The sequence below is a fragment of the Verrucomicrobiaceae bacterium genome (assembly GCA_016713035.1).
Taxonomy (GTDB): Bacteria; Verrucomicrobiota; Verrucomicrobiia; order Verrucomicrobiales; family Verrucomicrobiaceae; genus Prosthecobacter.
In genome coordinates, this window is record JADJPW010000007.1 from 149,576 (window position 1) to 175,572 (window position 25,997).

At 60.5% G+C, this 25,997-nt stretch carries 18 protein-coding genes; 9 read left to right on the plus strand and 9 right to left on the minus strand.

The window, feature by feature from the left end; genetic code table 11:
* Positions 1–49: 49 nt before the first annotated feature.
* Positions 50–1,846, minus strand: a complete 1,797-nt coding sequence (locus tag IPK32_20040; protein ID MBK8094189.1) for an NADPH-dependent assimilatory sulfite reductase hemoprotein subunit — start codon at positions 1,844–1,846, stop codon at positions 50–52.
* A gap of 132 nt (positions 1,847–1,978) precedes the next feature.
* Positions 1,979–4,678: a PQQ-binding-like beta-propeller repeat protein gene (locus IPK32_20045; protein ID MBK8094190.1), complete on the minus strand. Its 2,700-nt coding sequence runs from the start codon at positions 4,676–4,678 to the stop codon at positions 1,979–1,981.
* 136 nt (positions 4,679–4,814) lie between these two features.
* Between IPK32_20045 and IPK32_20050 the strand changes: the two genes are divergently transcribed.
* Positions 4,815–5,852, plus strand: coding sequence for a transposase (locus tag IPK32_20050; protein MBK8094191.1), 1,038 nt, complete (start codon positions 4,815–4,817; stop codon positions 5,850–5,852).
* Positions 5,853–5,859: 7 nt separating this feature from the next.
* Here the strand turns inward: IPK32_20050 and IPK32_20055 are convergent, their stop codons facing one another.
* On the minus strand, positions 5,860–6,894 hold the full coding sequence (locus tag IPK32_20055; GenBank protein ID MBK8094192.1) for a hypothetical protein: 1,035 nt from the start codon (positions 6,892–6,894) through the stop codon (positions 5,860–5,862).
* A 196-nt stretch (positions 6,895–7,090) separates the two neighbouring features.
* Between IPK32_20055 and IPK32_20060 the strand changes: the two genes are divergently transcribed.
* Positions 7,091–8,983 carry a hypothetical protein gene (locus IPK32_20060; GenBank protein ID MBK8094193.1) on the plus strand — a complete coding sequence of 631 codons (1,893 nt, stop codon included), beginning with the start codon at positions 7,091–7,093 and terminating at the stop codon, positions 8,981–8,983.
* Between the two features lie 23 nt (positions 8,984–9,006).
* Here the strand turns inward: IPK32_20060 and IPK32_20065 are convergent, their stop codons facing one another.
* Both IPK32_20065 and IPK32_20070 read right to left on the minus strand, forming a co-directional pair.
* Positions 9,007–10,110: a pseudouridine synthase gene (locus tag IPK32_20065; protein MBK8094194.1), complete on the minus strand. Its 1,104-nt coding sequence runs from the start codon at positions 10,108–10,110 to the stop codon at positions 9,007–9,009.
* Between the two features lie 23 nt (positions 10,111–10,133).
* Complete coding sequence (locus IPK32_20070) at positions 10,134–10,286, minus strand: small basic protein (protein MBK8094195.1); 153 nt, start codon at positions 10,284–10,286, stop codon at positions 10,134–10,136.
* A 191-nt stretch (positions 10,287–10,477) separates the two neighbouring features.
* Between IPK32_20070 and IPK32_20075 the strand changes: the two genes are divergently transcribed.
* From IPK32_20075 to IPK32_20090, 4 genes are all read left to right on the plus strand, one after another.
* Entirely contained in the window at positions 10,478–15,421 is a 4,944-nt protein-coding gene (locus IPK32_20075; GenBank protein ID MBK8094196.1) for a VCBS repeat-containing protein, read from the plus strand.
* 96 nt (positions 15,422–15,517) lie between these two features.
* Complete coding sequence (locus IPK32_20080) at positions 15,518–15,880, plus strand: hypothetical protein (protein ID MBK8094197.1); 363 nt, start codon at positions 15,518–15,520, stop codon at positions 15,878–15,880.
* Entirely contained in the window at positions 15,877–16,137 is a 261-nt protein-coding gene (locus tag IPK32_20085) for a hypothetical protein (protein ID MBK8094198.1), read from the plus strand. The genes IPK32_20080 and IPK32_20085 overlap by 4 nt, the downstream gene beginning before the upstream one ends.
* 19 nt (positions 16,138–16,156) lie before the next feature.
* A complete protein-coding gene (locus IPK32_20090; GenBank protein ID MBK8094199.1) occupies positions 16,157–17,101 on the plus strand; it encodes an AEC family transporter in 945 nt (314 codons plus the stop codon).
* A 46-nt stretch (positions 17,102–17,147) separates the two neighbouring features.
* Here IPK32_20090 and IPK32_20095 read toward each other — a convergent pair whose 3' ends face one another.
* Positions 17,148–17,444: a hypothetical protein gene (locus tag IPK32_20095; protein ID MBK8094200.1), complete on the minus strand. Its 297-nt coding sequence runs from the start codon at positions 17,442–17,444 to the stop codon at positions 17,148–17,150.
* Positions 17,445–17,505: 61 nt separating this feature from the next.
* Between IPK32_20095 and IPK32_20100 the strand changes: the two genes are divergently transcribed.
* The 3 genes from IPK32_20100 to IPK32_20110 all read left to right on the plus strand — a co-directional run bounded on the left by IPK32_20100 (position 17,506) and on the right by IPK32_20110 (position 20,239).
* Positions 17,506–18,693, plus strand: coding sequence for a hypothetical protein (locus tag IPK32_20100; protein MBK8094201.1), 1,188 nt, complete (start codon positions 17,506–17,508; stop codon positions 18,691–18,693).
* A 65-nt stretch (positions 18,694–18,758) separates the two neighbouring features.
* A complete protein-coding gene (locus IPK32_20105; GenBank protein MBK8094202.1) occupies positions 18,759–19,361 on the plus strand; it encodes a L,D-transpeptidase family protein in 603 nt (200 codons plus the stop codon).
* A 44-nt stretch (positions 19,362–19,405) separates the two neighbouring features.
* A complete protein-coding gene (locus IPK32_20110; GenBank protein MBK8094203.1) occupies positions 19,406–20,239 on the plus strand; it encodes a hypothetical protein in 834 nt (277 codons plus the stop codon).
* A gap of 9 nt (positions 20,240–20,248) precedes the next feature.
* Here the strand turns inward: IPK32_20110 and IPK32_20115 are convergent, their stop codons facing one another.
* From IPK32_20115 to IPK32_20125, 3 genes are read right to left on the minus strand one after another with little or no spacing between them, the layout of a single operon-like run.
* Complete coding sequence (locus IPK32_20115; protein MBK8094204.1) at positions 20,249–21,652, minus strand: DUF1501 domain-containing protein; 1,404 nt, start codon at positions 21,650–21,652, stop codon at positions 20,249–20,251.
* 4 nt (positions 21,653–21,656) lie between these two features.
* Entirely contained in the window at positions 21,657–24,512 is a 2,856-nt protein-coding gene (locus tag IPK32_20120) for a PSD1 domain-containing protein (GenBank protein ID MBK8094205.1), read from the minus strand.
* A gap of 29 nt (positions 24,513–24,541) precedes the next feature.
* On the minus strand, positions 24,542–25,975 hold the full coding sequence (locus tag IPK32_20125) for a DUF1501 domain-containing protein (protein MBK8094206.1): 1,434 nt from the start codon (positions 25,973–25,975) through the stop codon (positions 24,542–24,544).
* Positions 25,976–25,997 lie beyond the last annotated feature (22 nt).

Sequence of the window (25,997 nt, forward strand, 5' to 3'; positions counted from 1 at the left end):
CATGTGTGCGCAAGGACGCCGAGACTCCAAAAATCCGCCAAAACGTGTTTTAGCCCGCCGCTTCCACCTTCTCTCCGGCCAGCTTCGCAGCGCGTTCGGCGAGTTCGATGTGGAATTGCTCGGGCTGCGGGGCCTCACCTTTCGTGCGGGTGCGGGCGAACCAGTCGGCGAAGATTTCGCCGCTCTGGCGCTCGGCTTTGAAGGCCTCCAGCAGGGAGCGGACCTTCGCGGGCACATCTTCACCGACGACACTCTTGTATTCGAGTCCGGCGAGGGCGTCGCCGCGAATGCTGCCGCCGACGAACATGGCATACTTGTTCGGCGCACGGCCCACGAAGCCGAAATCGGCGTTGTAGGGGCGGCCGCAGCCGTTCGGGCAGCCGGTCATGCGGAAGAGGATGGGTTCGTCTTCGAGGCCGAGTTCTTTGAGGATCGGGTCGATCTTATCCATGAGTCCAGGAAGGACTCGCTCGGACTCACTGAGGGCCAATCCGCAGGTGGGCAGGGCGACACAGGCGTGGGCGACTTTGCGAGCACGGGTGAAGCCAGCCTCGTCGGCATGCACGACGCCGTGTTTGGCTAAGATGGCATCCACAGCGGCTTTTTGTGCAGGAGCGACATCGGCGATGATGAGATTGGTATTCGGCGTGACGATGAGCGGCAGATCGAGCTGGGTCGCGATCTCCGCAAAGCAGGAGCGGTACTGAGGACCGCCTTCGTGATCGGCGATGCGGCCCATATTGACATAAACGGCGCAGTAGAGCTTGCCGTCACCTTGCTCGTGCCAGCCGAGGTCGTCCTCGACCGTATCGAATTTCAGCTCCTTGGGCGCAGAGGTCTCGATGCCGGGCAGGCGGCGCACGACTTCGGCGCGGAAGGCATCGAGTCCCATGGTCTGCACGGTGTACTTGAGTCGGGCATTTTTGCGATCCGTGCGATTGCCATGATCACGCTGGGTAGTGAGGATGGCTTCGATGGCATCGACGACATTGGCACGCTGCGCATACAGCAGCGGCTGACCGAGGAATGGCCGCGTGCTGAGCTGGCCGTGGCTCATCCCAAAACCTCCACCGACCGTGATGGTGTAGCCTTCGACCACGCCGTTCACCACATGCGGCACGAGGCCGACATCCTGCGAAAAGACGTCCGCGTCATTGAGCGGCTGAATGGCGATACCGATCTTGAATTTGCGTGGTAGATAGACTTTGCCGTAGATGGGATCATCGCCTTCAGGGGCCTTGGTGGCCTCACGCACGGCGGGATTGACTTCCGGGTCTTTGGTCCAGTTTGGGTCGATTTTTTCGCCGTCGAGCCAGATGTCCGCATACGCGGAGCTGCGCCAGAGGAAGCGGCGGCTGATCTCCTCGGTGAGTGTTTGCGTATCGGCATGCACTGCGTCCTTGATAGGTGCAGCTGGGCCCATGGTATTGCGGACGACGTCGCCGCAGGCACCCATGGTGCTGAGGCCACTGTGGCAGACACTGCTGATGACTTCCTTAACGCCGCCCTTCAGCACACCGTGGAGCTGGATGCCCTGGCGGTTGGTGAGGCGCATGTTGCCCATCGCCTTGGTGCAAAGAGCGTCGTGGATCATCCACTGCTTTGCGGTGATACGGCCACCGGGCATCTTGCTGCGGATCATGAAGCTCCAGGCCTTTTCCTTTTTCTCCTTGGAAAGCTGGGCTCGCAAATCGCGGTCATCCTGCTGGTAGGAGCCGTGGTGCTTCATGAGGACATTGCTCTCCTCCGGGATATTGGGGGTGCTGGAGTCAGCAAAAAGCTCGGGCAACTGGCCACGAAGGCCGGCGGAGGCGAGTTTGATGTCTTCGACGGAGGCTTTGCTCATAAAAAAGGGGGTTGGAGGGGCCGCTAGAGTGCCGCAGAATTAGGTGAAAGCAAGGCTGGGGACGGGAATGGTCCAAGCAAGTTTCCCATTCTCGGATTCCGGTATCCATTTCCCGGTTTTCACAAGGCGCGATCACCTCACCTCCCACGCAGGCAGCAGATTCTTCGATTCCGGCCCATATGTCTGCGAAACGACGAATCCGCTCGCCTGCGAGGTGTAAAAGATGCGGCCATTGCTGACGACAGCACCGAGGCACTCGCGGGAGTCGATGGCGGGGCCGGTGGAGACGAGTTTGCCGTCCTGCGAGAGGTCGATCATGTCCATGTTCGCACCAAGTACATACGGCTCGCTCATCGTGAAGCGGCAGCAGGCGTAGTTCGTCTGGATGCTGTAAACCACCTTGCCGGTGGCGCTGTCGAAGACGTTGCCTTTGCCACGCAGGGCGTTGGAGAACATGAACTTCTCGCCCACGCTCACCACATTGAGCGCGGAGGTCACCGCATCGCTGGTCCAGACGAGTTTGCCGGTGTTCGCATCGAGGCACCACACATGACGGTCCTCGGTGCCGAGTTTGGCCCGATTATAGCCGCCGATGTAGAGCCTCCCGTCGCGGGCACTGAGCGTGCACTTTGATGTGACATAGTATTCATTCGTCTGCCACAGCACCTTGCCCGTCGCGGGATCGATGCAGCAGGTGAGGCCGTTGTTTTCGACCGGCAAGCCTCGGCGACGCTTCGTCTCGGCATCGTAACCAAAAAAGACGCTGTAGTAGAGCTTCCCATCGAGCACGCAGATGCCGCAGTCATTGCCACCGCGACCGAACTCAAAGAAGTCCTTCTCCCACACCACCTTGCCCGTGTCCAAATCCCAGGCCCAAAGGCGTGGATGGTGGTTCTTCGGGTAATACGGGTTGTCGTTCGAGTAGATGAAGCTCATCACCTCGCTGCCATCCGCAGGCACGACGGGAGGTCCGCCAAAGGTGTACGGCTTCTCGCTCCCCTGCGGCGCATAATCACCGCTGCCGCTCGCATAGATCGCCACCTTGCCTGAAACGACCGGTGGGAACTGCCGGCTCCAGCTCGGGCTGCCGGTGAAGGGCGCTTCCCAGAGCAGATTGCCCGTGGCGGCATCGAGGCAGCGCACGAACGACTTTTTCATGCCCGCCTGCGGCACCAGCAGCTTGCCGTCGATGTAGAGCGGTGAGGTGAAGCTCAGATACACATCCGGAAACCACTTCCGCCAAAGCAAACGCCCCGTGTCCTGCTCACATGCGATGATCTGGCCCTCCGCCGTGTGCGTGTACATCCGCCCGCCACCGCAAACCGGTAGATGCTTCACTGTGCCTTCAAGACGACGCGCCCAGCGCATGCGAAGCGGCGGCTTGAGGTCCTGGTTGTTCGAGTTCTGCCCCGCGAAGTTGCCGTAGTTCGTGTACCAGTCGTATTTGGCATCGGCGAGTTTGCCGGTGAGCGGGGAGCGGATGGTGTGTGTGTATGGACTCACGACACTATAATTGAAGTTACCCCGAGGAGAAAACCGCGACAGTTCGCCTGATTCATCCACGACGAAGATGTGGCCATCTGCCACAGCGACAGGTGCACTGATGGCACCGCTGTTGAGGCCTTTGAGCTCGACGGTTTTACCACCTTCGAGCGGCATGATTCGTAGAACACCATCCAGCCCGCCAAAGATCACATGCCGCTTCGTCAGCACCGGCGGCGCGATGGCTCCGGCTCCGCTAAGCGTTTTCAGCTCCTTCGTGCTCATGTCATGCCGAATGAGGCCGCGATCCGTCTCCGGCTTCACGCGAAACACTTCACTTCCACGAATCGCCACAGGCGAAAAGCTCAGCAGGCCATCCATGCGGATGTTTGTGTCAGTTCCGGGGACGAAATCGCCGGTTTTGAGCGTGTCGCCTTCGAGGCGCATGATGTCCACGCGGCCGGCGTTGTCGCGACGGTGCCATTGGACATAGACGTTGCCGTCGTCATCGGCGCTCTGTCCAAAGGTGGCGGGGAATTCCTTGCCGGACCACTCGGGGATCTCGCCAGTCGCTTTGAGCTTCGGCGTAGTGCCGGTGTCTTCGAGGAAAAGCGTGCGACCACCGGCGGGAATGACGACGATGTTGCCTTTGATCAAACAAATGTCCCGCGAGCACACAAAGTGATCCTTCCACGTCACACGACCATCGCTGGAGGTCGGCTTCGTGCCCGGCTTGAGTGTGGCGAGCATGCGCTTCTCACAAAAAGCTGCCCAGGACTCGCCGCTCCAGCGGCTGCCATCGAAACCAACGACTTCCTTCACGAAATCCCATTTCCAGAGCTGCTTGCCTTCTAACGTCATCGCCAGCACCTGCGCACCGAGAGTGGCCACATACACGCGATCCTTCGCCACGACCGGTGTGCTGAAAACCGGCTCCCCGCAGTCGATCTCCGCCACCACCGCACCGCTGTCGCGATCCAGCACGCAGTAAAAACCGGCCGAGGTGCCGAAATGCAGCCATTTTCCGGCGATGGCAGGCGAACTGACATTGTTCACGTTTTGTTTCCCTCCCTTGCTTTGGAATCGCCAGAGCTCCTTGAGCGTCTTCGCGTCAAAACAGGCCGCGCAGCCGCTTCCATCGACGACATACACCTTGCCACTCGCGACGACCGGAGACGTGTAAATGCCATCCGTCATCGCCACCGAGCCTTGCAGGCCGAGTTTCTCGACATCGAGGTCGATTTGAGCCGCATTGCCCGAATGCGCCGCATTGAACATGAACTGCGGCCAGTCCTCCGCCACAGCATGGAGGGTCAAACCGAGGAGGGCAGGCAATAACAAGAGCTTCATCACTTTGCTCATACGAAGCGGAGCCCCACCACCTTGCTCATCTACTCGGCTATTGTGGTGCAACGGTAACAACTAAAGGTCAGTCCTTTTGTAGAAACCTGTTGCGCTATTTTGCAGCGGGATGACAGGTGGGGACATGCGTAAGGCTCGACTCAAGGCTCCGAAGCACCATCCGCTGGCTTATTACCACTGCGTTTCGCGGGTGGTGAATCGGGCGTTTGTGATGCAGGAGGCGGAGCGGGAGATGTTTGTGAGCTTGATGCGGATGTATGAGAAGCTCTGCCAGGTGCGGGTGGTGACGTTTTGTGTGCTTTCTAACCATTTCCATGTGCTGGTGGAGGTCCCGAAAAAGCCAGCGGTGATGCCGACGGAGGAGCGGGTGCTGGAGATTGTGCGGGCGGCTTTTGGTAAGAATGTGGCCTCTGCGGTGCAGGCCGAGGTGGAGGCTCTGCGCAAGATCGGGGCGCATGAGGCTGCGCAAAAGATCATCGACAGCTTTACGGCGCGGATGTGGGACATCAGTCTGTTTATGAAGTCGCTGAAGCAGCGTTTCACGCAGTGGTTTAATAAGCGCCACAAGCGGAAGGGGACACTATGGGAGGAGCGCTATAAAAGCACGCTGATTGAGGCCGGTGGATACGCTCTGGCGATGACGGCGGCTTATGTGGATCTGAATCCTGTGCGGGCGAAGCTTGTCCGTGATCCGAAGGATTACCGTTGGTGCGGCTATGCGGAGGCTGTGGCGGGGATCAGGCTTTCCACAGCAGGAGCAGAGTTAGCTGCGAGGGCGCATTTGCAGGGGGCAAAGCCGGATTCAGGACTTTTGGAGCATTATCGACAGTTGCTGTTTACCTGGGGTATGGCGTCTAAAACGAATGCGGATGGTTCGAGGCGTGGCTCCATCCATTTTGAGGATTGCCAGCAGGTTCTGCTGAATGGTGGGCGGTTGCCTGTGGCCGCGGCGCTGCGGTGCAAGATGCGTTATTTTACGGATGGTGCGGTCCTGGGCGGGAAAGCGTTTGTGGATGCGATTTTTAAAGCCAATCGAAGACGCTTTGGTGCGAAGAGGGCCGATGGAGCTCGCTCGGTGCGAGGTTTGCAGACGCCGGAGGGCCAGGAGAAGGTTTTTTCGCTGCGAGCTCTCCGCGTGGCGGTGTTTGGCCAGATTGAATGACGAGCTGTTATTTGCTGCGCAGGTTTTTTTCGCAGCCTTCGTCGCGTGGGGTGCTTTGGCCGAATTCGTTCACTGGCTGGGTGAAGAGGTAGCGCCACACCGCTTCGTGCAGAAATTTGCCATCGGCGGATTTCGGTGAGGCTCCGCCTGGGACGACACTGCTGTGGGCACGGTTGGCGTCTTTTTTCACATCGGCGTCGGTGATGAGTCGGCGGGTGTTGGCAAAGGGTGCGGACGTTTGATCGACGTTGATGATGGGGCCGTAGGCATTCAAGCCGAGGAGCTCCCAACTGCGGCAGTAGTGGTCGCCGCTCCAGCCGCCATCGAGCACATGGCTAAAGCCAAAGTAGCGGTTCTTTTCTGTGGCGGAGGGCAGTTCTTGCCAGACTTCGAGCTGGTCACGCGGTCCGCAGAACATGACGACGCGATCCACGGCGACATGCTTGGCGAATCGGGCGGCGGTGGTGCTGCCATGGGAGCTGCCGGAGATGATCACTTTGCTCCAGTCGAGGCCTTTGCCGTCTGCGCTGAAAAAGTGCTGCCACTTGCCCTGCGGATGCTCTTTGGATAACCACTTCACGAACTGATAGGCTCGCTCCATCATGCCATCAGGTTTGGGTATGGTCACGAGCGGGCTGTGGTCCTCGCCGGTAGCGGCTTCGAGCCGGATTTTGCCCAGGAGCATGCCGTCTTCACCCGGTGAGGTGTTGCCATACTTGCCGAACCAGCCATTGGCGTAATGCACACGGATGGCGTGCAGGCCGTAGCTATTCACACGCTCAAAAAGCCCCGCGCTGTGTCCCATGAGCCAGATGACGAGCTTTCCCTGTGGTTTCACGCTGGTATCGACACTGGCGTGCTGGAGGTCGGCGGGCTTACCTTTGGCCTCAAAGACAAAATTGAGCTCAGGGTGCTCTTTGGCCCGTGCATCGATCACGCTGGCGCGGGCGGTGAGTTCGTAGCGTTTCGGCGTGGGGTCGTTGAAGCTGAGTTCTGCCTGCGTGGTGACGACGGTGAGCGAAAGTAGGGCGAGGATGCGCATGGGGGAGGATGGCGGGTAAGAAGAGAGGAGAGAAGAGAAGAGAAGAGAGAGGGGCTTTTGCGATGATGGGGCATGCACATCGCAGTGAGGTTTGCGGCGATTTTGGAGAGGTTCATCGCGGTGTCGAGTGAGGCATGCGGTGTGTGGCGAGCACTACACGGATGACAGACTGTGTTTTTGCGGCAGCATGGGCGGCATGAGACGTCTCTGCACTTTCTTGGCCGCCGGATTGCTGGTTTCTTCACTATCTCCTCTGGCGCAGGCCTCATCGCGTGTGCCTAGAACAGAGGCGCAGGAGGTGCGGGCTGCTGTGGGCATCTGCCTCGGTCGGGTGGAGCGGATCGAGTCTTTCCGGCATCCACAGCGTGGTGGGATTTTTACACGGGTGACGATCCGCGTGCTGGAGGGGCTGAAGGGCCGCTTTCCGGCGGAAATCACGCTCGTGCAGCGCGGCGGCACTTTCGGTGGTGAGAGCGAGGCCAGTGGTGCGAACACGGCGCTGCGGATCGGTGAGGAGAGGCTTTTTCACCTGCTGCGTAGGGCGGATGGATCGCTGGAGCCCCTGGGCGGCAGCGCGGTCGCTGGTCGTGTGACGAATGCGTTCGCTAGCCAGCAAAAGCTGCGGCGTGTGCGCCAGCTCGCCGCAGCAGTGCAGAGTGCCGCTCTGATCACGGGCGAGGATTTCAGCGCAGAGTCAGGCGTGCAGCAGGCCAGCTCCGGCGGCGGTGGAGGTGGTACGAGCACGGGGCTGCTCATCGATGGCAGCGGTATTCCCTCCAGGTTTCTCGCGCCGGATCGCGGTGAGCCGATCGGCTATCTTGTGGATGCCCAGGCGCTGCCCACAGGTGTCACGCAGGCGCAGGCGCTGACGGCGGTGTCGCAGGCTCTGGCTGCATGGAGTGCGGTGACGGGCATCACCTTCCGCTATGATGGGCTGCAAAACTTTGGCATGTCTGCGGCGGATGTGACCACGCAGGATGAGCGGCTGCGCATCCAACTGCATGATTTGCACAATGAAATCCCGGCCAGCAGCGTGCTAGGAATCGGAGGGTATGCGAGCACGAATGTGAGCAGCGACTTTACGTCCACGGGGGGCGGTGGTGGGCAGGTGAATGGGCTGGAATTCCACAAAACGACGCGAGGCTATGTGGTGCTGGAGCATGGAGCGACTTCGTTGCAGTCGCTGACGACGCTGGCGGAGGTGCTCTGCCATGAGGTCGGCCATGCGCTGAGCATGGCGCATTCCAGCGAGAATCCGAGTGAGCCCGATACGGCGCTGAAGCAGGCGGTGATGTACTACCAAGCCCATGCGGATGGTCGTGGCGCCGCACTGGGCAGCTACGACGGGCCGATCATCCAGAAGGCGCATCCTTTGGCCGACAAGCCCCCGTATTCCTATGACCGCATCGTGCCGCTGGTGAGTGCTCCGAGCCCGATCACGGGTGTGGCGGGCATCAATGAGCTCGCTCTAGCGGGCTATGATCTGCAAACGCCCTCCACATCGCTCACGCTGGTCACCACGGGGCCAGTGAGCGGTAGTGCAGCGACGGTAAGCTTCACTGGCTCGACTCTGAAGCTGACGCAGGCTGGCTACTATGGAGATAGCAGCGTGGACCCGGCTACCAGCTCGTTTTTTGTGCTGAAATGGGTGCGCTTCTCCGATGGGGTGCACTGCTCACCCTGGTCACGCGTGCGTGTGGTGAGCATTTACTCCGATAGCGGCGGTGACGGGCTGCCGAACTCCTGGTCCACCACGCATTTCGGCAGTGCCACGCCCAGTGCGGCGGCTTTGACCCGTGCTGGTGATGACAAGGATGGTGATGGTCTGACGAATCTCACGGAGTTCCTCCTCGGTACCGTCCCTGTGAATGCCGTATCGCGATTGAGGACCACGTCACTCACCAGCAGCACGCTGGAGTGGCCGGCTTCGCCGTATGCGCTGTACACGGTGGAGTCTTCGTCCGATTTGGCCACCTGGTCGCGTTTTGGGAACCCCATCGTTCCTACCACGAGCACGGGAAGTGCGAGCGGGAATTTCGTACCTGCCGCGACGACGAAAAAGTTCTACCGCGTGAAGTTCGGCCCCTGATCCCATATGGATCGAGTGTGGGATCAGCCGCGACGACCTGGAGGCGGTCCGCGACGGGGGCCTTTGGGTGGAGAGGATTTGCCAGGGCGCTTCGGGCCGAAACCAGTACGACCACGAGGACGCTTTTCGGAGTCGCTGTCTCTCGTAGGTGGGCCACGGCGGGCACCTGGGCCACGAGGACGCTTTTCAGAGTCGTTGTCCCGCGCAGGCGGACCACGGCGAGCACCGGGGCCGCGTGGGCGCTTTTCTGGGCCGGAATCTCTCGCAGGAGGGCCTCGGCGGGCACCTGGGCTGCGTGGGCGGCGAGGTGCTTCGTCGTCGAAAAAGTCATCTTGGCTCTCGACGCGAGCTGGGCGGCCAGCGGGTGATCTGGGGGCTCGCGGGGTTCTGGAGCCGGTTTTTTTCGGCGCGGGTCGCTCGCGTTGTGATTGGCGAGCCTCCTCGGCAAAGAAGCGTTCGACCTCTGCCGGGGTGAGCTGCTTCCAACTGCCCTTTTGCATGCCGCGTAGCTGCAACCAGCCGATGCGGATGCGGGTGAGCCGCTCGACCTCGTAGCCGAGGCCATACATCATAAGGCGAATTTGGCGTTTCAGGCCCTGTTTCAGCACCAGGTGGCAGCGGTAGGCTCCGTCCAGCCAGGCACGCTCCACTTTCGCGTGGCCCTCCTCGGTGGGCATGCCTTTGACCAGTTTTGCCATCGTGTCCTGGGTCATGGGCTGGTCCACGACCACTTCGTATTCTTTCTCTGCACCCTGGCTGGGGTGGATGATGCGGTGAGAGAGATCACCGCGATTCGTCATGAGCAGCAGGCCTTCGCTCTCTTTATCGAGCCTGCCCACATGGTGCAGGTGCTGAAAGCGGTCCGGCAGCAGGTCATAAATGGTCATGCGCTCATGCGTGTCGCCACGGGAGCAGATGTAGCCTTTGGGCTTGTTCAGGGCCAGGACGACGGGCAGCTCGGTCTTCACGGGCTTGCCATCGACGATGACTTTGTCCTCGGGCTCGACCTGGGTCGCTAGGCTGGTGATGACGTGGCCATTGATCGACACACGTCCTTCGACGATGATCTGCTCCGCACCCCTGCGAGAGGCGATGCCACACTGGCTGAGATAGCGATTGAGCCGCACGGCGGAGAGATGGGGGGGAAGCCTTACTCGGGCTTGGTTTTTGGCAGGTTCGTCGGCAGACGACCTTCTTTCCACAAACCGCGGGTTTTCAGCAGCTTCACGCGTTCACCGCGCTTCAGAACACTGCGCTTGGTGCCGACGGAGCCGGAGGTCTTGAGGCTGCGATGCTGGGACATGGTAAAATGGTGCGGACTGGGGGGTTGGTCTGAAAAAGGGCGCGGAGACTAGCCGCAGCCTGCCCGGGCGCAAGGGCTTTGTTCCGGTCGTTTCAGGTCCATGGGCCTCACAGGGGCTCTCCGGGTGGTCCAGCGGGGAAATACTTTGCCTGCCAGTGAGGCGATCTGATATGCGTTTGAGCTTTCCCAACATGAAAACGGTCTTTTTTGCCCTCCTCGCGGCCTCCAGCCTGCACGCCGCCACGCAGATCACCTGGCAGCGCCAGCAGCTCCACGGTGATTTTTACTCCGAGGGCGCCGCCATCGGCGACATCAATGGCGACGGCAAACCCGACGTCGTCGCGGGGCCGTTTTGGTGGGAAGGCCCGGCCTTTGAGAAGAAGCACGCCTACTACGAGCCGAAGATTTTTTCGATCAATGGCTACTCCGACAACTTCTTCGCCTACGTCCACGATTTCGATGCCGACAAACGGAACGACATCCTCATGCTCGGCGTTTCCGGCAAGGAAGCGCGGCTTTACCTCAATCCCGGCACGCACGACGACAAACCCTGGCCCATGCACCTCGTCGCCGATGTGGTGGACAACGAATCCCCCGTCTTCACCGACATCACCGGCGACGGCAAACCGGAGATCGTGTGCAGCACCGGAGGCAAATTCGGCTGGTTCGCCCCGAACTGGGCCAAACCGACCGAGAAATGGCCCTTCGTCGCCGTCACGGACGACATGAAGGTCGCCAAGTTCACCCACGGCCTCGGCGTCGGCGACGTGAATGGCGATGGAAAGATGGATCTGCTCGAAGCAAGACGCTGGTGGGAAGCGCCCACTGGGAACAGCGAACCGAGAACAGCGAACTGGATTCAGCACAGCTTCGCCGCTGGCATCGGCGGTGGCGCTCAGATGTTCGCGTATGATTTCGACGGCAACGGCACCAACGATGTCTTCACCGCATTGGCCGCCCATCGCTACGGCGTCGCCGTCTTCCTCCAAACCGGGAACCGCGAACCGAGAACTGCGAACTGGAACCGCATCATGCTCGCCAGCGAACAGCCGCAAGACAACGACTACGGCATCGTCTTCTCCCAGCCACACGCCGCCCACCTCGCCGACATCGACGGCGATGGCGTGAAGGACATCGTCACCGGCAAGCGCTACTGGGCGCACAACGGCCACGACCCCGACGAGCGCGGCCACCGCGTCATCTATTGGTATCAAACGAAGCGCGATGGCAAGGGCGGCGTCGATTTCGTCCCGCACCTCGTCGATGCCGAAAGCGGCGTCGGCGTCGATGTCCAGGTCGGCGACGTGAACGGCGACACGCTGCCCGACATCGTCGTTGGCAACAAAGCGGGCGTTTATGTCCTCACGCAGGTGCGGAAGGAACAGAATCAGGATTCAGGATTCAAAAATCAGGAATCCAAACTCTACGGCCCCGCCCTGAAGGCCCAAAAAGACTACGCCAAGGGCCTCAGTCCTGCGGAGGCCCTCAAACAGATGCAGCTCCCCACCGGCTTCAAAGCCGAGCTTATCGCCGCCGAGCCGGATGTCGTGCAGCCCATCGCCTTCACCTTCGACGAACGCGGCCGCATCTGGGTGGTGGAAGGGAATAGCTACCCGCAGCCCCGCGAAGTCGGCAAAGGCCAGGACCGCATCAAGATCCTCGAAGACACCGACGGCGACGGCACCTTCGAGACGAAGAAAATCTTCTGCGAAGGCTTGAACCTCGTCAGTGGCATTGAGCTGGGTTTCGGCGGCGTGTGGGTGGGGGCCGCGCCTTATCTGCTCTTCATCCCGGATGCGGACAAAGACGACCGGGCTGATACAGCAGCGAAGAAGATAGATGAGAGAGGAGAGAAGATAGAAAAGGCCGCTGCGAAGCAGAATCTATCCTCTCCCCGCTATCCTCTATCCTCTTTCCCCTTAGCCCCCGGCCTCAACTTCACCGCCTACGCCCTCCTCGACGGCTGGGGCACGCAGGACACGCACGAAACGCTCAACAGCTTCATCTGGGGCCCGGACGGCTGGCTTTACGGCTGCCATGGCGTCTTCACGCACAGCCGCGTCGGCAAACCCGGCACGCCGGATGACCAGCGCGAGCCGATCAATGCCGGCGTGTGGCGTTACCATCCGGTGCGGCATGAGTTTGAGGTCTTCGCGCATGGCACCAGCAATCCCTGGGGCCTCGACTACGACCAGCATGGCGAGTGGTTCGTCACCGCGTGCGTCATTCCGCATCTGTATCACATCGTGCCGGGCGGACGGTATCAGCGGCAGGCCGGGCAGCACTTCAACGCCTACACCTACGAGGACATCAAGACCATCGCCGACCACGCGCACTACGCCGGCAATCCGCGACCCGATGTCACCTTCGACAAAACGACCGGCGCAGGCGTGATGAACAACGACACCAACGCCCTCGGCGGCGGTCACGCGCACTGCGGCCTCGCCATTTATCAGAGCAGCCTCTTCCCGCCGACCTATCGCAACCAGCTCCTCTTCGGCAACCTCCACGGCCATCGCCTCGTCGCGAACTACACCGACGTGAAAGGCAGCACCTACATCGGCAAACACGCCGCCGATTTCCTGCGAGCGAACGACATGCACTTCATCCCCGTGACGCAAAAAGTCGGCCCGGATGGGGCGCTGTATGTGAGTGATTGGTCCGATCAGCAAATCTGCCACCGCGGCAGCGGCGCCGTGGAGCATTGGGATCGCAGTAATGGGCGCATCTATCGCATTTCATATGGGAGTGCGGGCACTCTTGCCCGCATCAAAAATAAAGGCGGCGAAGCCGCGAAGACAAATGTGGCGGACAAGAGTGTCCGCGCTCCCGTCATCCCCGCCGCCCCGTTCGATCTCGCGAAGGAACCGGATGAGAAACTGGCCCGGCTCGCGGTGCAGACCGAGAATGAGTGGGTTTCACGCATGGCGAGGAGAGTGCTGATGGAGAAAGTCGTTCAAGGTCAAATCTTGAACTACAAGATCAAGATCCCGGATGACAAGGCTATGGAAGTCAGTGTCACGTCTCGTTTGAAGGCCGATTGGTTGGCTTATTCCGTTGGAAATTTCAGTTCGATGCGTCTTCGTAACACCCTAAGGAACTCGTCGAATGATCTAGCTAGAGCCCAGGCCGTGAGGCAGCTATCCGATCCATTTCAGATGTTCTTGGGGGATGATCCCGCAAAGGCCAAATCAGGTGCTTCACCAGAGATCACTTCAGTGAAGTTTGATATAGATGAAGACCAACTCGAATCACTGATTGCATGCGGCAAAACAGATACATCCCCCATCGTCCGCCGCGAACTCTCCTCCGCGCTTCAGCGCATCCCGCAAGACAAACGCAAAGACCTCGCCACCGCCCTTCTCAAGCACGGCGAAGACTCGGAAGACCCGATGATCCCGCTGCTCATCTGGTATGGCATCGAGCCGGTGGTGGCGGCGGATGCGGCGGTGGGGTTGCAGCTCGCGGCGGTGTCGAAGATGCCGAAGGTCACGGAGTTCATTTATCGCCGCCTGGCGGGCGAGGAGGCGGGGATTCAGGGGCTGCTCAAACTCGCGGCGGTGTCGAAGGACGCGGCGCTGCGGCAGAATCTGCTCACTGCGGTCGTGCAGGCGGCTCGCGGAGGCAGCAAAGTCTCTGCGCCATCAAATTGGACCCAGATGCGGGAGAAAGTGGCTTCGGCTTTAGCCGAATCCGGGGATGCGGCTAAAGCCGCAACCACTTTGTTGCTCGAACTCGAAGCCCACATGGGCATCGAGGCAGCCTTGAAGCACTTCCGCGATCAACTCGCCCTCGCGACCGCGGGCACGGCAGCGCGTGAAAGCGCCTTGAAGGTGCTGTTGCAGGCCAAAGATGCCGCCACGGCCAAAATCCTGCTCAACATCGTCTCCAACGACTCACCGGCCTCCCTTCGCCGACAGGCCATCCAGGCGCTCGCCTCGCTCAAAGACGCGGAAACGCCGCGCATCCTCGGCGCAGCGCTGCCGAAGCTCTCCGCGAACGAATTGCCCGATGCGGTGAACACCCTCGCCTCGACCAAAGAAGGCTCAAAAGCGCTCTTGAAGGCCGTGGAGGCCAAAACGGTGCCTGCGACGGCCCTTTCGCCGTTTTTGGTGCGACAGCTCACCGCCTTCGATGACGCAGAGATCAACGCCTTGATCAAATCCGCCTGGGGCGATGTGAACGCGCCAAAAGCCGATCTCGGCGAGCGCACGAAGAAATACAAAGCGCTGCTCACACCCGCCGCGCTTGCCAAAGGCGATCTCGCGAAGGGCAAGATGCTCTACACCGCCACCTGCGGCCAATGCCACAAACTCTTCGGCGAAGGTCAAAACGTCGGGCCCGACATCACGGGCAGCAATCGCGCCGATTTGAACTACCTGCTCGAAAACGTGCTCGATCCCAACGCGGTCATCGGCAAGGCCTACCAGCTCAACCTCTTCACCATGAAGGACGGCCGCGTGATGAGCGGCGTCATCAAGGAGGAAAACCCCGCCGCGGTGAAGATCGCCATAATGGGCGGTGTGGAGTTCACGCTGCCGCAGGCGGACATCGCCAAGCGCGAGGTCTCAAAGCTCAGCACGATGCCCGAGGGCCTGTTTGATGCGCTGCAGCCGGAGATGGTGATCGATCTCGTGAAGTATCTGCAGAGTGGTGTAGGCGCATCTGGGAAAGGTTCGGCTAAAGCCGAAGCCACTTTGGTCCCAGGCGCGATCGAGGGCGAAACGATGAAGGTGCTCGAAATCACCGGCGGCAAAACCGGTCGGCAAGGCATGGGCGGCTTTGGCAACACCTGGAGCGGCGCGGCGCAGCTCTGGTGGACGGGCGGCAAGCCGGATCAAAAGCTCACGCTGGCGATTCCGGTCAAAGAAGCGGGCAAGTACACGCTCTACGGTGCCCTCACCATGGCCCGCGACTACGGCGTGGTCAGCATCACGCTCGATGGCAAGCCCGTGTCGTCGAGTTTCGATGGCTACAACGGCCCCAAGGTCATCCACACCGGCGAAAAAGAGTGGGGCACACATGAACTGACCGCTGGCGAGCACAAGCTGAGCTTCACCCTCGCTCCACCGAATCCAGATGCCCTGCCCGCGAACATGGTGGGGCTGGATTATGTGCGGCTGGAGAAGAAGTAACTCCGACTTGCGAAGAAGAGTCTTGGTGGGCAATTTAGACCATGAAAATAAGGTTCCGCCCCTCCTTAAAAGCCTTCGCAACTCTGCGTGAGTTTTATGGAAGCCATCGCTGAAGTATTTGTTGGTCTGATGATGGCTTTGGCGGAAGCCATGGTACATCTTCTCATTCTGACGGCAGAGATATTGCTCACAGCTCTGCTGTGGGCGATTCGTCCATTTTGGTCAGCCGAGAAACAAAAGCAGTCGATCTCAGAGACTCGGCGCAAGGTTATGAAAAGACTGCTGGTTGTGTTGCTCTGCACTGCTGGTTTGACTGGCGTTCTCTGGTCTTGGTTGCCCAAAGAAGAAGATAAACCCTCCACGCCCCTTCACCTAACACCCGAGTTGGAGGCGAAAGTCCGGCAGTTTCGTGAAATCTTGGAAAGGAAAATGGAGGAGAGAAGAAACACCCCACCATGAAAGACCTCCACTCCACCAAGGCCATGTGGCTGAAAGCTTGGCTGTTTCTATTCATCGGCCTGCTCTCTGCCGCGATTTTGCTGGTGGAGCACTGGAGCTGGCGCACGGCGGGGCTGCTGGTGCTGTGCGTGTGGGGATTTTGCCGCGCTTACTACTTCGCATTCTATGTGATCGAGCGCTGGGTGGACCCAGGGCATAGATTCAGCGGGTTGGGGCACTTTTTCGTTTATGCGTGGCGGAAATGGCGCGGCAGGTGAATAGGGAGCGGCTTACTGCATGGAAGACTATGGCAAAATCCTCACCGCCACACTGCCCGTTTATTTGATGATGGGGGCAGGCGCGGCGCTACGCCGCATGGCTGTGCTGCCACAGGAGGCGGATAAGGGACTCATGCGGCTGTGCGTCGCCGTGCTGACTCCATCTCTCATCCTTGAGCGTGTGGCGGGGAATCCCGCAGTCATGCAGCCACTGCCGGTGCTGCTGGCAGCCGGGTTGGGCTTTGGGCTGGTCGTTTTCGGCATCACGCTGTCGTACTTCCTCGCACCGCTGATCGGGCTGCGGGTGCATGAGGGACGGCGCACTTTCGGCGTGGCCTGTGGGCTGCAAAATTACGGCTTCGTGGCGATCCCGATCGTGACGGCTTTGTTTCCCGATGCAGGCACGCTCGGTGTGCTTTTCACCTTCACGCTGGGCATCGAGCTGGCATGCTGGACGGCCTGTGTGGGCATGCTGACGGGTTTTGACAAAGCACCGCTGAGGCTAGCGCTCAATCCACCCGTGATCACGATCCTGATCTCGTTGGTGCTCAATTTCACCGGGCTGCATGTCCACATCCCCGAGGTGGCACACAAGACGCTGGGCATGCTGGGCGGCTGCGCGGTGCCGCTGGCGGTGCTGCTCATCGGTGCCTCCATCGCAGACATCTGGGGGCAGGAGCGTGTGAACTGGCGTGTGGCGGTGCTCAGCCCCGTGCTGCGTCTCGTCGTGGTGCCGCTGGCCTTTCTGGCGGCGGCGTTTTTCCTCCCCGTGAGCCGCGAGCTGCAAAACGTGCTCATCGTGCAGGCCGCGATGCCTTCCGCCGTCTTTAACATCGTCGTCGCACGGCTTTACGGCGGTCATCCAGCCACGGCGGTGCAGGTGGTGCTAGCGACAACGCTCGTGAGCTGTGCCACCACGCCCCTCGTCATCTCCTGGGCACTGGAATGGGCTGCTGCTGCCTGACTTGATTGATGATCCGTCTGATGTCCGTGAGGCGGAGCGGGAGCACTCACGCCTTGCGCTGCCGCATCCATGCCAGCAGAAAACACAGCACGCAGGCCGCCTTCATCACCAGCAGCCACCACGGATGCCACCAGGCTCCCGTGCGTGACTCGATCACATCCGAGACGCCAAAAACCGCGAATGCCAGTGGCAGCAGCCAGCGCCATGTCCCCAGCGCCAGCCGATGCGGCGGCCGCAGCCCGATGAGCACCACCACGGCGATGGTGATCCATAGCGCTGCCTCGCCCAGATTAAAAAGGCGGGCAAAATCCGAATTTTCAGGCGCAGGGAGCATCGTTGTCACATCACTCTAGCATCTCCGCGCTTGCCTCGCAGCACGGTTTTCGCCTACGCTGCCGCTTCGCATGAAAATCACCGCCGCACTCGCCTTTCTCACCCTCACCGCCCTCACGCAGGCACAGACCCCGAGCTTCAAGGAGCAGCTCATCGACGCAGAGGTGGGCATCGGTTACGGATTGGCCGTCGCAGACGTCAATGGCGATGCACGGAACGACATCCTCCTCGCTGATAGCCACATCATCGTCTGGTATGAAAATCCCACCTGGAAGAAGCACATCATCGCCGAAAAACTCACGGAAAAAGACCACGTCTGCATCGCCGCTCGTGACATCAATGGCGACGGCAAATGCGAGATCGCCGTCGGCGCAGGATGGACTCCCAGTGACACCACCGGCAGCGGCGCTGTCTTTTATCTCATCGCCCCCACGGACCGCACCCAGCGCTGGGAGCCCGTGAAGCTCACGCATGAGCCCACCACCCACCGCATGAAGTGGGTGCGCAACCGCTCTGGCCGCTATGACCTCGTCGTCGTGCCCCTGCATGGCCGTGGCAATGACAAAAATGGTGAAGGCACCGGCGTCCAGACCCTGGCCTACCACATGCCCGATGATCCAAAGCAGGAATGGCGCACCACCCTCGTCCAGGGCACGATGCACAAGGCGCATAACCTCGACATCATCCCCGCTCCTGCCGCAGAAGCAGAGAGCCTCCTCATCTGCGGACGCGAAGGCGTCGTGCGGCTCGATCAGACCGACAACGGCTGGCGTGAGCAGTGGATCACCCAGCACCCGAAAGACAGCACCGAGCTCCTCGGAGCGGGTGAGGTGCGCTACGGTGCCTTTTCCGGCGGGCAGCCCTACGTCGTCACCATCGAGCCCATGCACGGCGACAAGCTCGTGCAATACACCCCACCGCCAGATGGCCCTAAAAATGGCCCCTGGCAGCGCCGCGTGCTCAGTGACCAGCTCGTCGATGGACACGCCATCGCCACACATGATCTACTCGGTCTCAATAATCGCCAAATCATCGTCGGATGGCGTGCGCAGCAAAAAATCGGCAAAGTGGCGATGAAACTCTTTTGGACGACCAAAGAGGACGGCAACGGCTGGCAGGAAGCCTTCCTCGACGATGGCGGCATGGCCTGTGAAGACGCCGTTTGCACCGACCTAGATGGCGATCGCGACCTCGAAGTCATCGCCGCAGGCCGTCGTAGCAAGAATGTTAAGATTTACTGGAATCAGCGTAACCAGTAGAAGTCAAAATTTCGTCAGATGCTTGCACGGCGGGCCACAAAAATGCTACAACCCCGCCATCTCCTATGAAAGCATCCCGCCTTTGCCTCGCTGCTGCTTCTGCGCTGCTGCTCAGCCAATGCGCCTCCTCCATCCGCACCGATGAAGTGGTGGAGGTGCGCCGCGCCATCATCATCCAGCCTGTCGAGGCTAGCAGCAGCCCACTCTACGTCTGGCATGGCGGCGGCAGTGTCGAAGGCCCCACCAGCATCAACATCGACCTCAGTCAGCAGAAGGCCTACATCTTCAAAGGTGGCGAAAAAGTCGGCTGGACCTACGTCGCCACGGGTCGCAGTGGCTACCCCACACCCACAGGCACCTTTCGCATCACCGAAAAGGTCGTGGATAAGCGCAGCAACCGCTACGGCACCATCGTCAACCGTAGCGGTGGCGTCGTGCGTGGTGGAGCCATCGCAGGCGTGCATCGTGTGCCCCCAGGTGGCAAATTCGTCGGCGCCAAAATGCCCTACTGGATGCGCATCACTGGCAACGGCATCGGCATGCACGCAGGCGCCATCCCGAATCCCGGCAGCCCCGCCTCCCACGGCTGCATCCGCCTCCCCTACACCATGGCACGCACGATTTACCAGCACACCGATGTCGGCACACGCGTGACGATCATGCAGTGAGGTAGGTCAGCCTGGGCCTCTGCCGTTTTCGCCGAACCTGAACCATGTCTCCGCGCCTCCTTTGCCTCTTCCTGGCATTTTCCTCCTGCATCATCGCAGAGGAAAAACTCCCGAAACCCGGCCTGCGTGGCCAAATCACCTTTTCGGAGTCACCACCCCATTCCGATGCTCTGGAGGTCAAACTCCGCCTCAGCGCCGCAGAGACTCCTCCGGCCTACGACGTGAAAAAAGAGCTCTTTGACGTCCTCCTCCCGAAAAACTACCGCGACAGCGATCCACACGGCCTTTTCATCTGGATCAGCGCCAGTGACAAACCCACCATCCCAGCGGAGTGGGAGCCCCTTTTGGCCGAAAAGAAGCTCATTTTCATCGGTGCCCATCACTCTGGCAATCCACGCAGCGTCTTTGACCGCATGCGCCTCGCCATCGACGCGAACTACAACCTGCGAAAGCTCGCCAACATCGATCCCACACGCGTCATCGTCTCCGGCTTCTCCGGCGGTGCCCGTGTCGCCAGCATGCTCGGCGTCTGCTATGCCGACATCTTCCCAAACACCATCTGCTGCATGGGAGTGAACTTTTACACCGATGTCGCCACGCCCGATGGCAAGCAGCGCTTTAGCATCGGCTACCTACCGCACACGGACTTCGTCCAAATCGCGAAATCACAGTGCCGCTACGTCCTCATCACTGGCGAAAAAGACTTCAACCTGCCCAATACCCAAGCCGTCTTCACCAACGGCTTTCAAAAAGAAGGCTTCAAAGCCGCCGAGATGCTGAATATCCCCGCCCACGGCCACTCGCCACCCAAGGCCGAGTGGATGAAGAAAGCCATCGACTTCCTCGATGCCGCCCCAAGCAGCAAAAAGGCCCCATAAACGCTCTCATCACGCCAGCACACCCTTCACGATCTCGCCATGGATGTCCGTGAGCCGGTAATCGCGGCCTTGGAAGCGGTAGGTGAGGCGGGTGTGGTCGAGGCCGAGGAGGTGAAGCGCGGTGGCGTTGAGGTCGTGGATGTGCACGGGGTCTTTGACGATGTTGTAGCTGAAGTCGTCGGTCTCGCCGTGGACGTGGCCGCCTTTCACTCCGGCTCCGGCCATCCAAACGCTGTAGCAGCGCGGGTGGTGATCGCGGCCGTGATTGTCTTGAGTGAGCACGCCCTGCGAATAGACCGTGCGTCCAAACTCACCGCCCCAGATGACGAGCGTGTCATCGAGCATGCCGCGTTCTTTGAGCTCGGCCAAAAGCGCGGCGGTAGGCTGGTCGGTGTCGTGGCACTGGCTCTTGATGCCGCTGGGCAGGTTGTTGTGCTGGTCCCAGCCGCGATGGTAGAGCTGGATGAAGCGCACACCGCGTTCGGCGAGTCGGCGGGCGAGGATGCAGTTCGCGGCATACGTCCCCGGCTTCTTCGATTCGGGGCCGTAGCGTTCGTAGATGTCGGCGGGTTCTTTGGAGAGATCGGCGAGGTCAGGCACGGCGGACTGCATGCGGAAAGCCATCTCGTATTGATCGATGCGGGCCTGCGTTTCGGGATCGTGGTAATCGGCGAGCTTGAGGCGATTCAGCGCGGCGACATCGTCGAGCATGGCGCGGCGGCGCTCGGTGGTGATGCCGGGCGGATTCGAAAGGAAGAGCACGGGGTCTTTGCCGGAGCTCATGCGCACGCCCTGATACTTCGATGGCAGGAAACCGCTGCCCCACATACGCTCGTGCAGCGGCTGCGCGTTCGTCGGCCCGCTGGGACGCGAGATGAGCGCGACAAAGGCCGGCAGGTCTGCATTGTCCGAGCCGAGGCCATACAACACCCACGCGCCAAACGCAGGCCGCCCGCCGATTTGATGCCCGGTTTGCAGCAGCGTCATCGCCGGATCGTGATTGATCGCCTCCGTGTGCAGCGAACGGATCAAACAGATCTCATCCGCGAACTTCGAGGTGTGCGGCAGCAACTCGCTCAACCACATGCCGCTCTGGCCATGCTGCGCAAACTTGAACACGGAAGGCGCGATGGGAAAGCGCTTCTGCCCCGCTGTCATGCCCGTGAGTCGCTGCTCCCCGCGCACGGAGTCGGGCAAATCCTTGTCGAACTGCGACGCGAGCCCCGGCTTGTAATCAAACAGATCGAGTTGCGACGGTGCCCCCGCCTGCGTGAGCCAGATGATGCGCTTCGCCCTCGGCGCAAAGTGAGCGGCCTGCGAAGCGAAGAGCTTCGGATTCGCGAGGGAAGCGAGGGCAAGGCTCTTGAGCCAGTTGCGACGCGAAAAAGGGGCGAGGGAGGATTCGGTGCTCATGAGGTCACTCCTTCATGATGGTTTCGTCGAGATTGATCAGCGTGCTGGCGACAGTGGTGTAGGCAGCGAGTTCGACGGGGGGCAGTTTGTCGTCGGTTTTGGCTTCGCCGAACGCCATGAGCTGTTTGGCGGCTTCGGAGTCCTTGGTGAAGTCTTGGATGGATCGCTCGACGGCGGCTGTGAGGACCTGGAGTTCCTGCGGACTCGGCTTTCGAGCGAGCAGAAGCCGGAAACCATGCGTGAGGCGAGATTCGATGGTCGTGCCGCCTTCTTTGATCATGCGCTGCGCAAGGAATCGGGCAGCTTCGACATAGGTGGGATCATTCAGCAGGTTGAGTGCTTGCAGTGGCGTGTTCGAGCGCGAGCGCCGCAGAGCGCAGGTTTCGCGAAAAGGTGCGTCAAAGAGCAGCATGCCGGGATGCGGCACGCTGCGCTTCCAGTAGGTGTAGAGGCTGCGACGATGCAGATCATCGCCGCTGCCTTGCTGGTAGGTGGCCTTGGGATTGTCACGCTGGGCCACGACCTGCTCGTAAAGACCGGGCGGATGATACGGCTTTACGCTTGGGCCGCCGATTTTCTCCACCAGCAGCCCGCTGGCGGCCAGAGCTTGATCGCGAATGACTTCCGCGCTCAAACGATGACGCGGTCCGCGTGAGAGCCAGGTATTCATCGGGTCCAACTGAGCACTGCGAACTGAGAACTGAGAACTCTGCTGATAGGTCTCACTGGTCACGATCATCTTCACGAGCTTCTTCACATCCCAGCCGCTCTCTTGAAACGTCACCGCGAGCCAGTCGAGCAGCTCGGGATGACTTGGTTGTTCACCTTGAGAGCCAAAATCCTCGCTCGTGCGCACGAGGCCCGTGCCGAAGAAATGCTGCCAGAAGCGGTTCACGATCACGCGGGCGGTGAGCGGGTTCTCGCGGCTCACGAGCCACTTCGCGAGGCCGAGGCGGTTGCGCGGCAGATCAGCGGCGAGCGCTGGCAAAACTCCGGGCGTAGCCGCGGCCATCTTTTCGCCCGGCTTGTCGTAAGCACCGCGCATGAGGATGAAGGTGGGGCGCATCTCCTTCTGCTCCTCCATGACCAGCGTGGTGGGAATCTCCGCCTCTGCGGCAGCGATCTGCTTCTTCAAAGCGGCCGCTTCCTCACTCAGACGTCGATGCTCCGGCATCTGGGCCATGCGGAATTCCGCGAGCTTCTTGCGCTCGGCTGCGGTTCGTTTCGCATGCACTTTCTCTGCGATGCTCACAATGCTCGCGGGCGCGATGACCTCAGTCGGAGCCGTGGTGGCAAACAAACGCCACTGCGAAGGTCCGCCGGCATTCTCGACACCGATCGTGATCTCCACTTCCGGGCCTTCCAGAGGCTTTTCGAGCTCAAACAGTGCCTGCACCGGTTTGTCGGGTGCCACCGAGAGCACAGATTTGGTTTTGCGATCATTGTCGAGCACGTTGGCATGCGTGGCGTCGATGGCGTGCAGCTTCGTTTTGCCGACTTTGAGCTCGCTCCATTGAAAACTGGCCGCTGGAGCCGTGGTGGAGCATTCGAGACGCAGCGCGGTGATTTTGCCCGCTGGAAGCTTCGCCTTGATCACGATGTTGTTCGCCCGCGTTTCCTGCGGACCGATCAAAACGGCTTTGTCGGCGATTTGCGGCGGATTGTCACCACCCGTGGCTTTTTGCGGCTCCAGCGGCAGCCAGTCGATCTTCGCCGCGACGAGCTTTTTCGCCCAAGGCTCCAGATCACCCGCTGCGAGGCCTTTGAGCTGATCTTCGACGTGTTTGAGCTTCGCGTTCAATGCCGCGATCTTCGCTTCCAGCTCCGGAGCTGGCAGTTTCACAAAAGGCGGCGCATTGGTGCGCACCGGATTGCTGTAAAGGCCCACGCCGCGTTCCGGCACATTGTGGAAGAAGGCCTTCATCGCGTAGAAGTCCTGCTGCGTGAAGGGATCGAACTTATGATCGTGACAACGGCAGCAGTTGAAGGTCTGTCCCATCCACACAGCAGCCGTCGTCTCCACGCGATCGGCCGTGTATTCGGCCAAAAACTCCTCCGCGATGATGCCGCCTTCCTCGTTGAGCATGTGATTGCGATGAAAGCCGGTGGCGATCTTTTGATCCAGCGTGGCACCCGGCAGGAAATCACCCGCGAGCTGCTCGATGGAGAACCGATCGAACGGCATGTTCTCATTGAACGCACGAATCACCCAGTCCCGCCACGGCCATAGCTCGCGATCACGATCCACCTGGTAGCCATTTGTATCCGCAAACCGCGCCGCATCCAGCCACGCAACCGCCATGTGCTCGCCGTAGTGCGGAGAGTTGAGAAGGTGGTCGATGTAGTCGGATAGGGCCGATAGGTCGGATGGGGCCAATGCCTTCGGCGGCAAGCCCGTGAGGTCGAGCGAGAGGCGGCGGATAAGCGTCTCCCGCGAAGCCTTTGGCGCAGGCTGAAGCCCATGCTTCTTCAACTCAGCCCGGATGAAGTCGTCGATGGACTTGCCCGCTTTCGATTTCACCGGCGGCACGAAGGCCCAATGCGGCTCATACTTCGCTCCTTGGGCGACCCATTGCTTCAGCGTGTCCTTTTGCTTGGCCGAGAGCTTCTTGTGCGAATTCGCCGGCGGCATCAGATCATCGGCATCGGCGGTGTGGATGCGTTCGATCAAAGTCTGCGGCCCCAGCTTGATCAGTTCCTCCCGCACATCGAGCCGCAGATCGCCCTTGCGATTGTTTTTGTCCGGTCCGTGGCAGTAAAAGCAGTTGTCACTGAGGATCGGGCGGATGTCGCGGTTGAACGACAGCTCCGCCGCGCCAGCCAGCGTGGTGAATGAGAGTAAGCAAAGACGAAAAAGCATCTCCCGTCATACGCGGCGCGGCAGCCAGCTCATGCCACCAAATCGCGGATCACATGCCCGTGAACATCCGTGAGCCGGCGGTCGATGCCGTTGTGGCGGACGGTGAGCTTTTCGTGGTCGATGCCGAGGAGGTGCATCATCGTGGCGTGGATGTCATAGCAGGTCGTGGGATTGGCGCGGTCGATCGGTTTGTAGCCCCACTGATCGCTCTCACCGGCCAACACGCCACCTTTGATGCCGCCGCCGCAGAGCCAGTTCGTAAAAACATACGGATTGTGGTCGCGGCCCTTGCCGCCCTGCGTGCTCGGCATGCGGCCAAACTCCGTCGTCCATAAAATGATCGTCTCGTCGAGCAGGCCGCGCTGCTTCAAATCGAGAATCAGCGCTGAAACCGCCTTCGCCATGCCCCAGGCCAGCGGACCGTGGTCACGCTCGACATCTTCGTGGCTGTCCCAGTTCCGACGCGGGAACCCATTATCATTACCGCTCCAGATTTGCACGAAACGCACGCCGCGTTCGAGCAAGCGACGCGCCGCGAGACATTTGCGGCCCATGTAATCGGCTTCTTCCTCGGGATTGATCTCCGTGGGCCAGACTTTGCGATGCTCCTGGATGCCATACATGGCTTTCATCGCGGCGGATTCCTTCGAGATGTCGAGAGCCTCCGGCGCGGCGAGCTGCATCTTCGCGGCCAGTTCATAGCTCTGGATGCGGCTTTCGAGTCGCGAGTCCTCCTCGCGCAGCGCGGCGTGTTTGCGATTCAACTGCTCCAAAAGCTCAAAACCACCGCGATCCGACCTCGTCGAGATGTAGCGGCCGTTTTTGTGCGGAAACAGGTCCGCGATCGGAACCTCCGCGCCGGGATAAATGATCGTTCCGGCATGCTGCGAGGGCAAAAAGGCCGAATCCCAGTTCTTCGGCCCATTTGAGGCAAAACCTCGATGATCCGGCAGCACGACAAAGGTCGGCAAATTGTCGCTGATCGAGCCCAGCGCATAGCTCACCCAGCAGCCCATGCCGGGAAAACCGGGCAAATTGAATCCCGTGGCCTGCAAAAGTGTGCCCTGTGAATGCACACCGGTCTTTCCGACCATGTTGTGCACGAAGGCCATGTCATCCGCACACGCTCCGAGCGGTGCCACGGCCTCGCTGAGCATCTTGCCACTCTGTCCGTAGGCTTTGAAGTCCCACACGGGCTTCTTCCACGGCCCGAGACCGTTTTGAAAGGCCTCCACCGTCTCGCCGAAGTTCGACTCCTCGCCGTGATGCTTCACTAGCGCCGGTTTGAAATCGAAAAGGTCGATGTGGCTCGCCGCGCCGCCCATGAAGAGCTGCACGACGCGTTTTGCCTTCGGTGCGATGGTCTGCGAGCGGTGCTGCGTCTCAGCGGCCTGCATTGAGGCAAAGGCGAGGGAGCCGAAACCTTGTCCGGTGGTCTGTAAAAGCTGGCGGCGTGAAAGCATGCGATCTGAAAAACAAATACGC

Bases quoted from the DNA above. Each gene is read 5' to 3' on its own strand.
- IPK32_20060 (MBK8094193.1), top strand. From the start codon at position 7,091: ATGAGACGTCTCTGCACTTTCTTGGCCGCCGGATTGCTGGTTTCTTCA.
- IPK32_20100 (MBK8094201.1), top strand. From the start codon at position 17,506: ATGAAAATCACCGCCGCACTCGCCTTTCTCACCCTCACCGCCCTCACG.
- IPK32_20090 (MBK8094199.1), top strand. From the start codon at position 16,157: ATGGAAGACTATGGCAAAATCCTCACCGCCACACTGCCCGTTTATTTG.
- IPK32_20050 (MBK8094191.1), top strand. From the start codon at position 4,815: ATGCGTAAGGCTCGACTCAAGGCTCCGAAGCACCATCCGCTGGCTTAT.
- IPK32_20110 (MBK8094203.1), top strand. From the start codon at position 19,406: ATGTCTCCGCGCCTCCTTTGCCTCTTCCTGGCATTTTCCTCCTGCATC.
- IPK32_20120 (MBK8094205.1), bottom strand. From the start codon at position 24,512: ATGCTTTTTCGTCTTTGCTTACTCTCATTCACCACGCTGGCTGGCGCG.
- IPK32_20085 (MBK8094198.1), top strand. From the start codon at position 15,877: ATGAAAGACCTCCACTCCACCAAGGCCATGTGGCTGAAAGCTTGGCTG.
- IPK32_20105 (MBK8094202.1), top strand. From the start codon at position 18,759: ATGAAAGCATCCCGCCTTTGCCTCGCTGCTGCTTCTGCGCTGCTGCTC.
- IPK32_20125 (MBK8094206.1), bottom strand. From the start codon at position 25,975: ATGCTTTCACGCCGCCAGCTTTTACAGACCACCGGACAAGGTTTCGGC.
- IPK32_20080 (MBK8094197.1), top strand. From the start codon at position 15,518: ATGGAAGCCATCGCTGAAGTATTTGTTGGTCTGATGATGGCTTTGGCG.
- IPK32_20055 (MBK8094192.1), bottom strand. From the start codon at position 6,894: ATGCGCATCCTCGCCCTACTTTCGCTCACCGTCGTCACCACGCAGGCA.
- IPK32_20070 (MBK8094195.1), bottom strand. From the start codon at position 10,286: ATGTCCCAGCATCGCAGCCTCAAGACCTCCGGCTCCGTCGGCACCAAG.
- IPK32_20040 (MBK8094189.1), bottom strand. From the start codon at position 1,846: ATGAGCAAAGCCTCCGTCGAAGACATCAAACTCGCCTCCGCCGGCCTT.
- IPK32_20115 (MBK8094204.1), bottom strand. From the start codon at position 21,652: ATGAGCACCGAATCCTCCCTCGCCCCTTTTTCGCGTCGCAACTGGCTC.
- IPK32_20045 (MBK8094190.1), bottom strand. From the start codon at position 4,678: ATGAAGCTCTTGTTATTGCCTGCCCTCCTCGGTTTGACCCTCCATGCT.
- IPK32_20075 (MBK8094196.1), top strand. From the start codon at position 10,478: ATGAAAACGGTCTTTTTTGCCCTCCTCGCGGCCTCCAGCCTGCACGCC.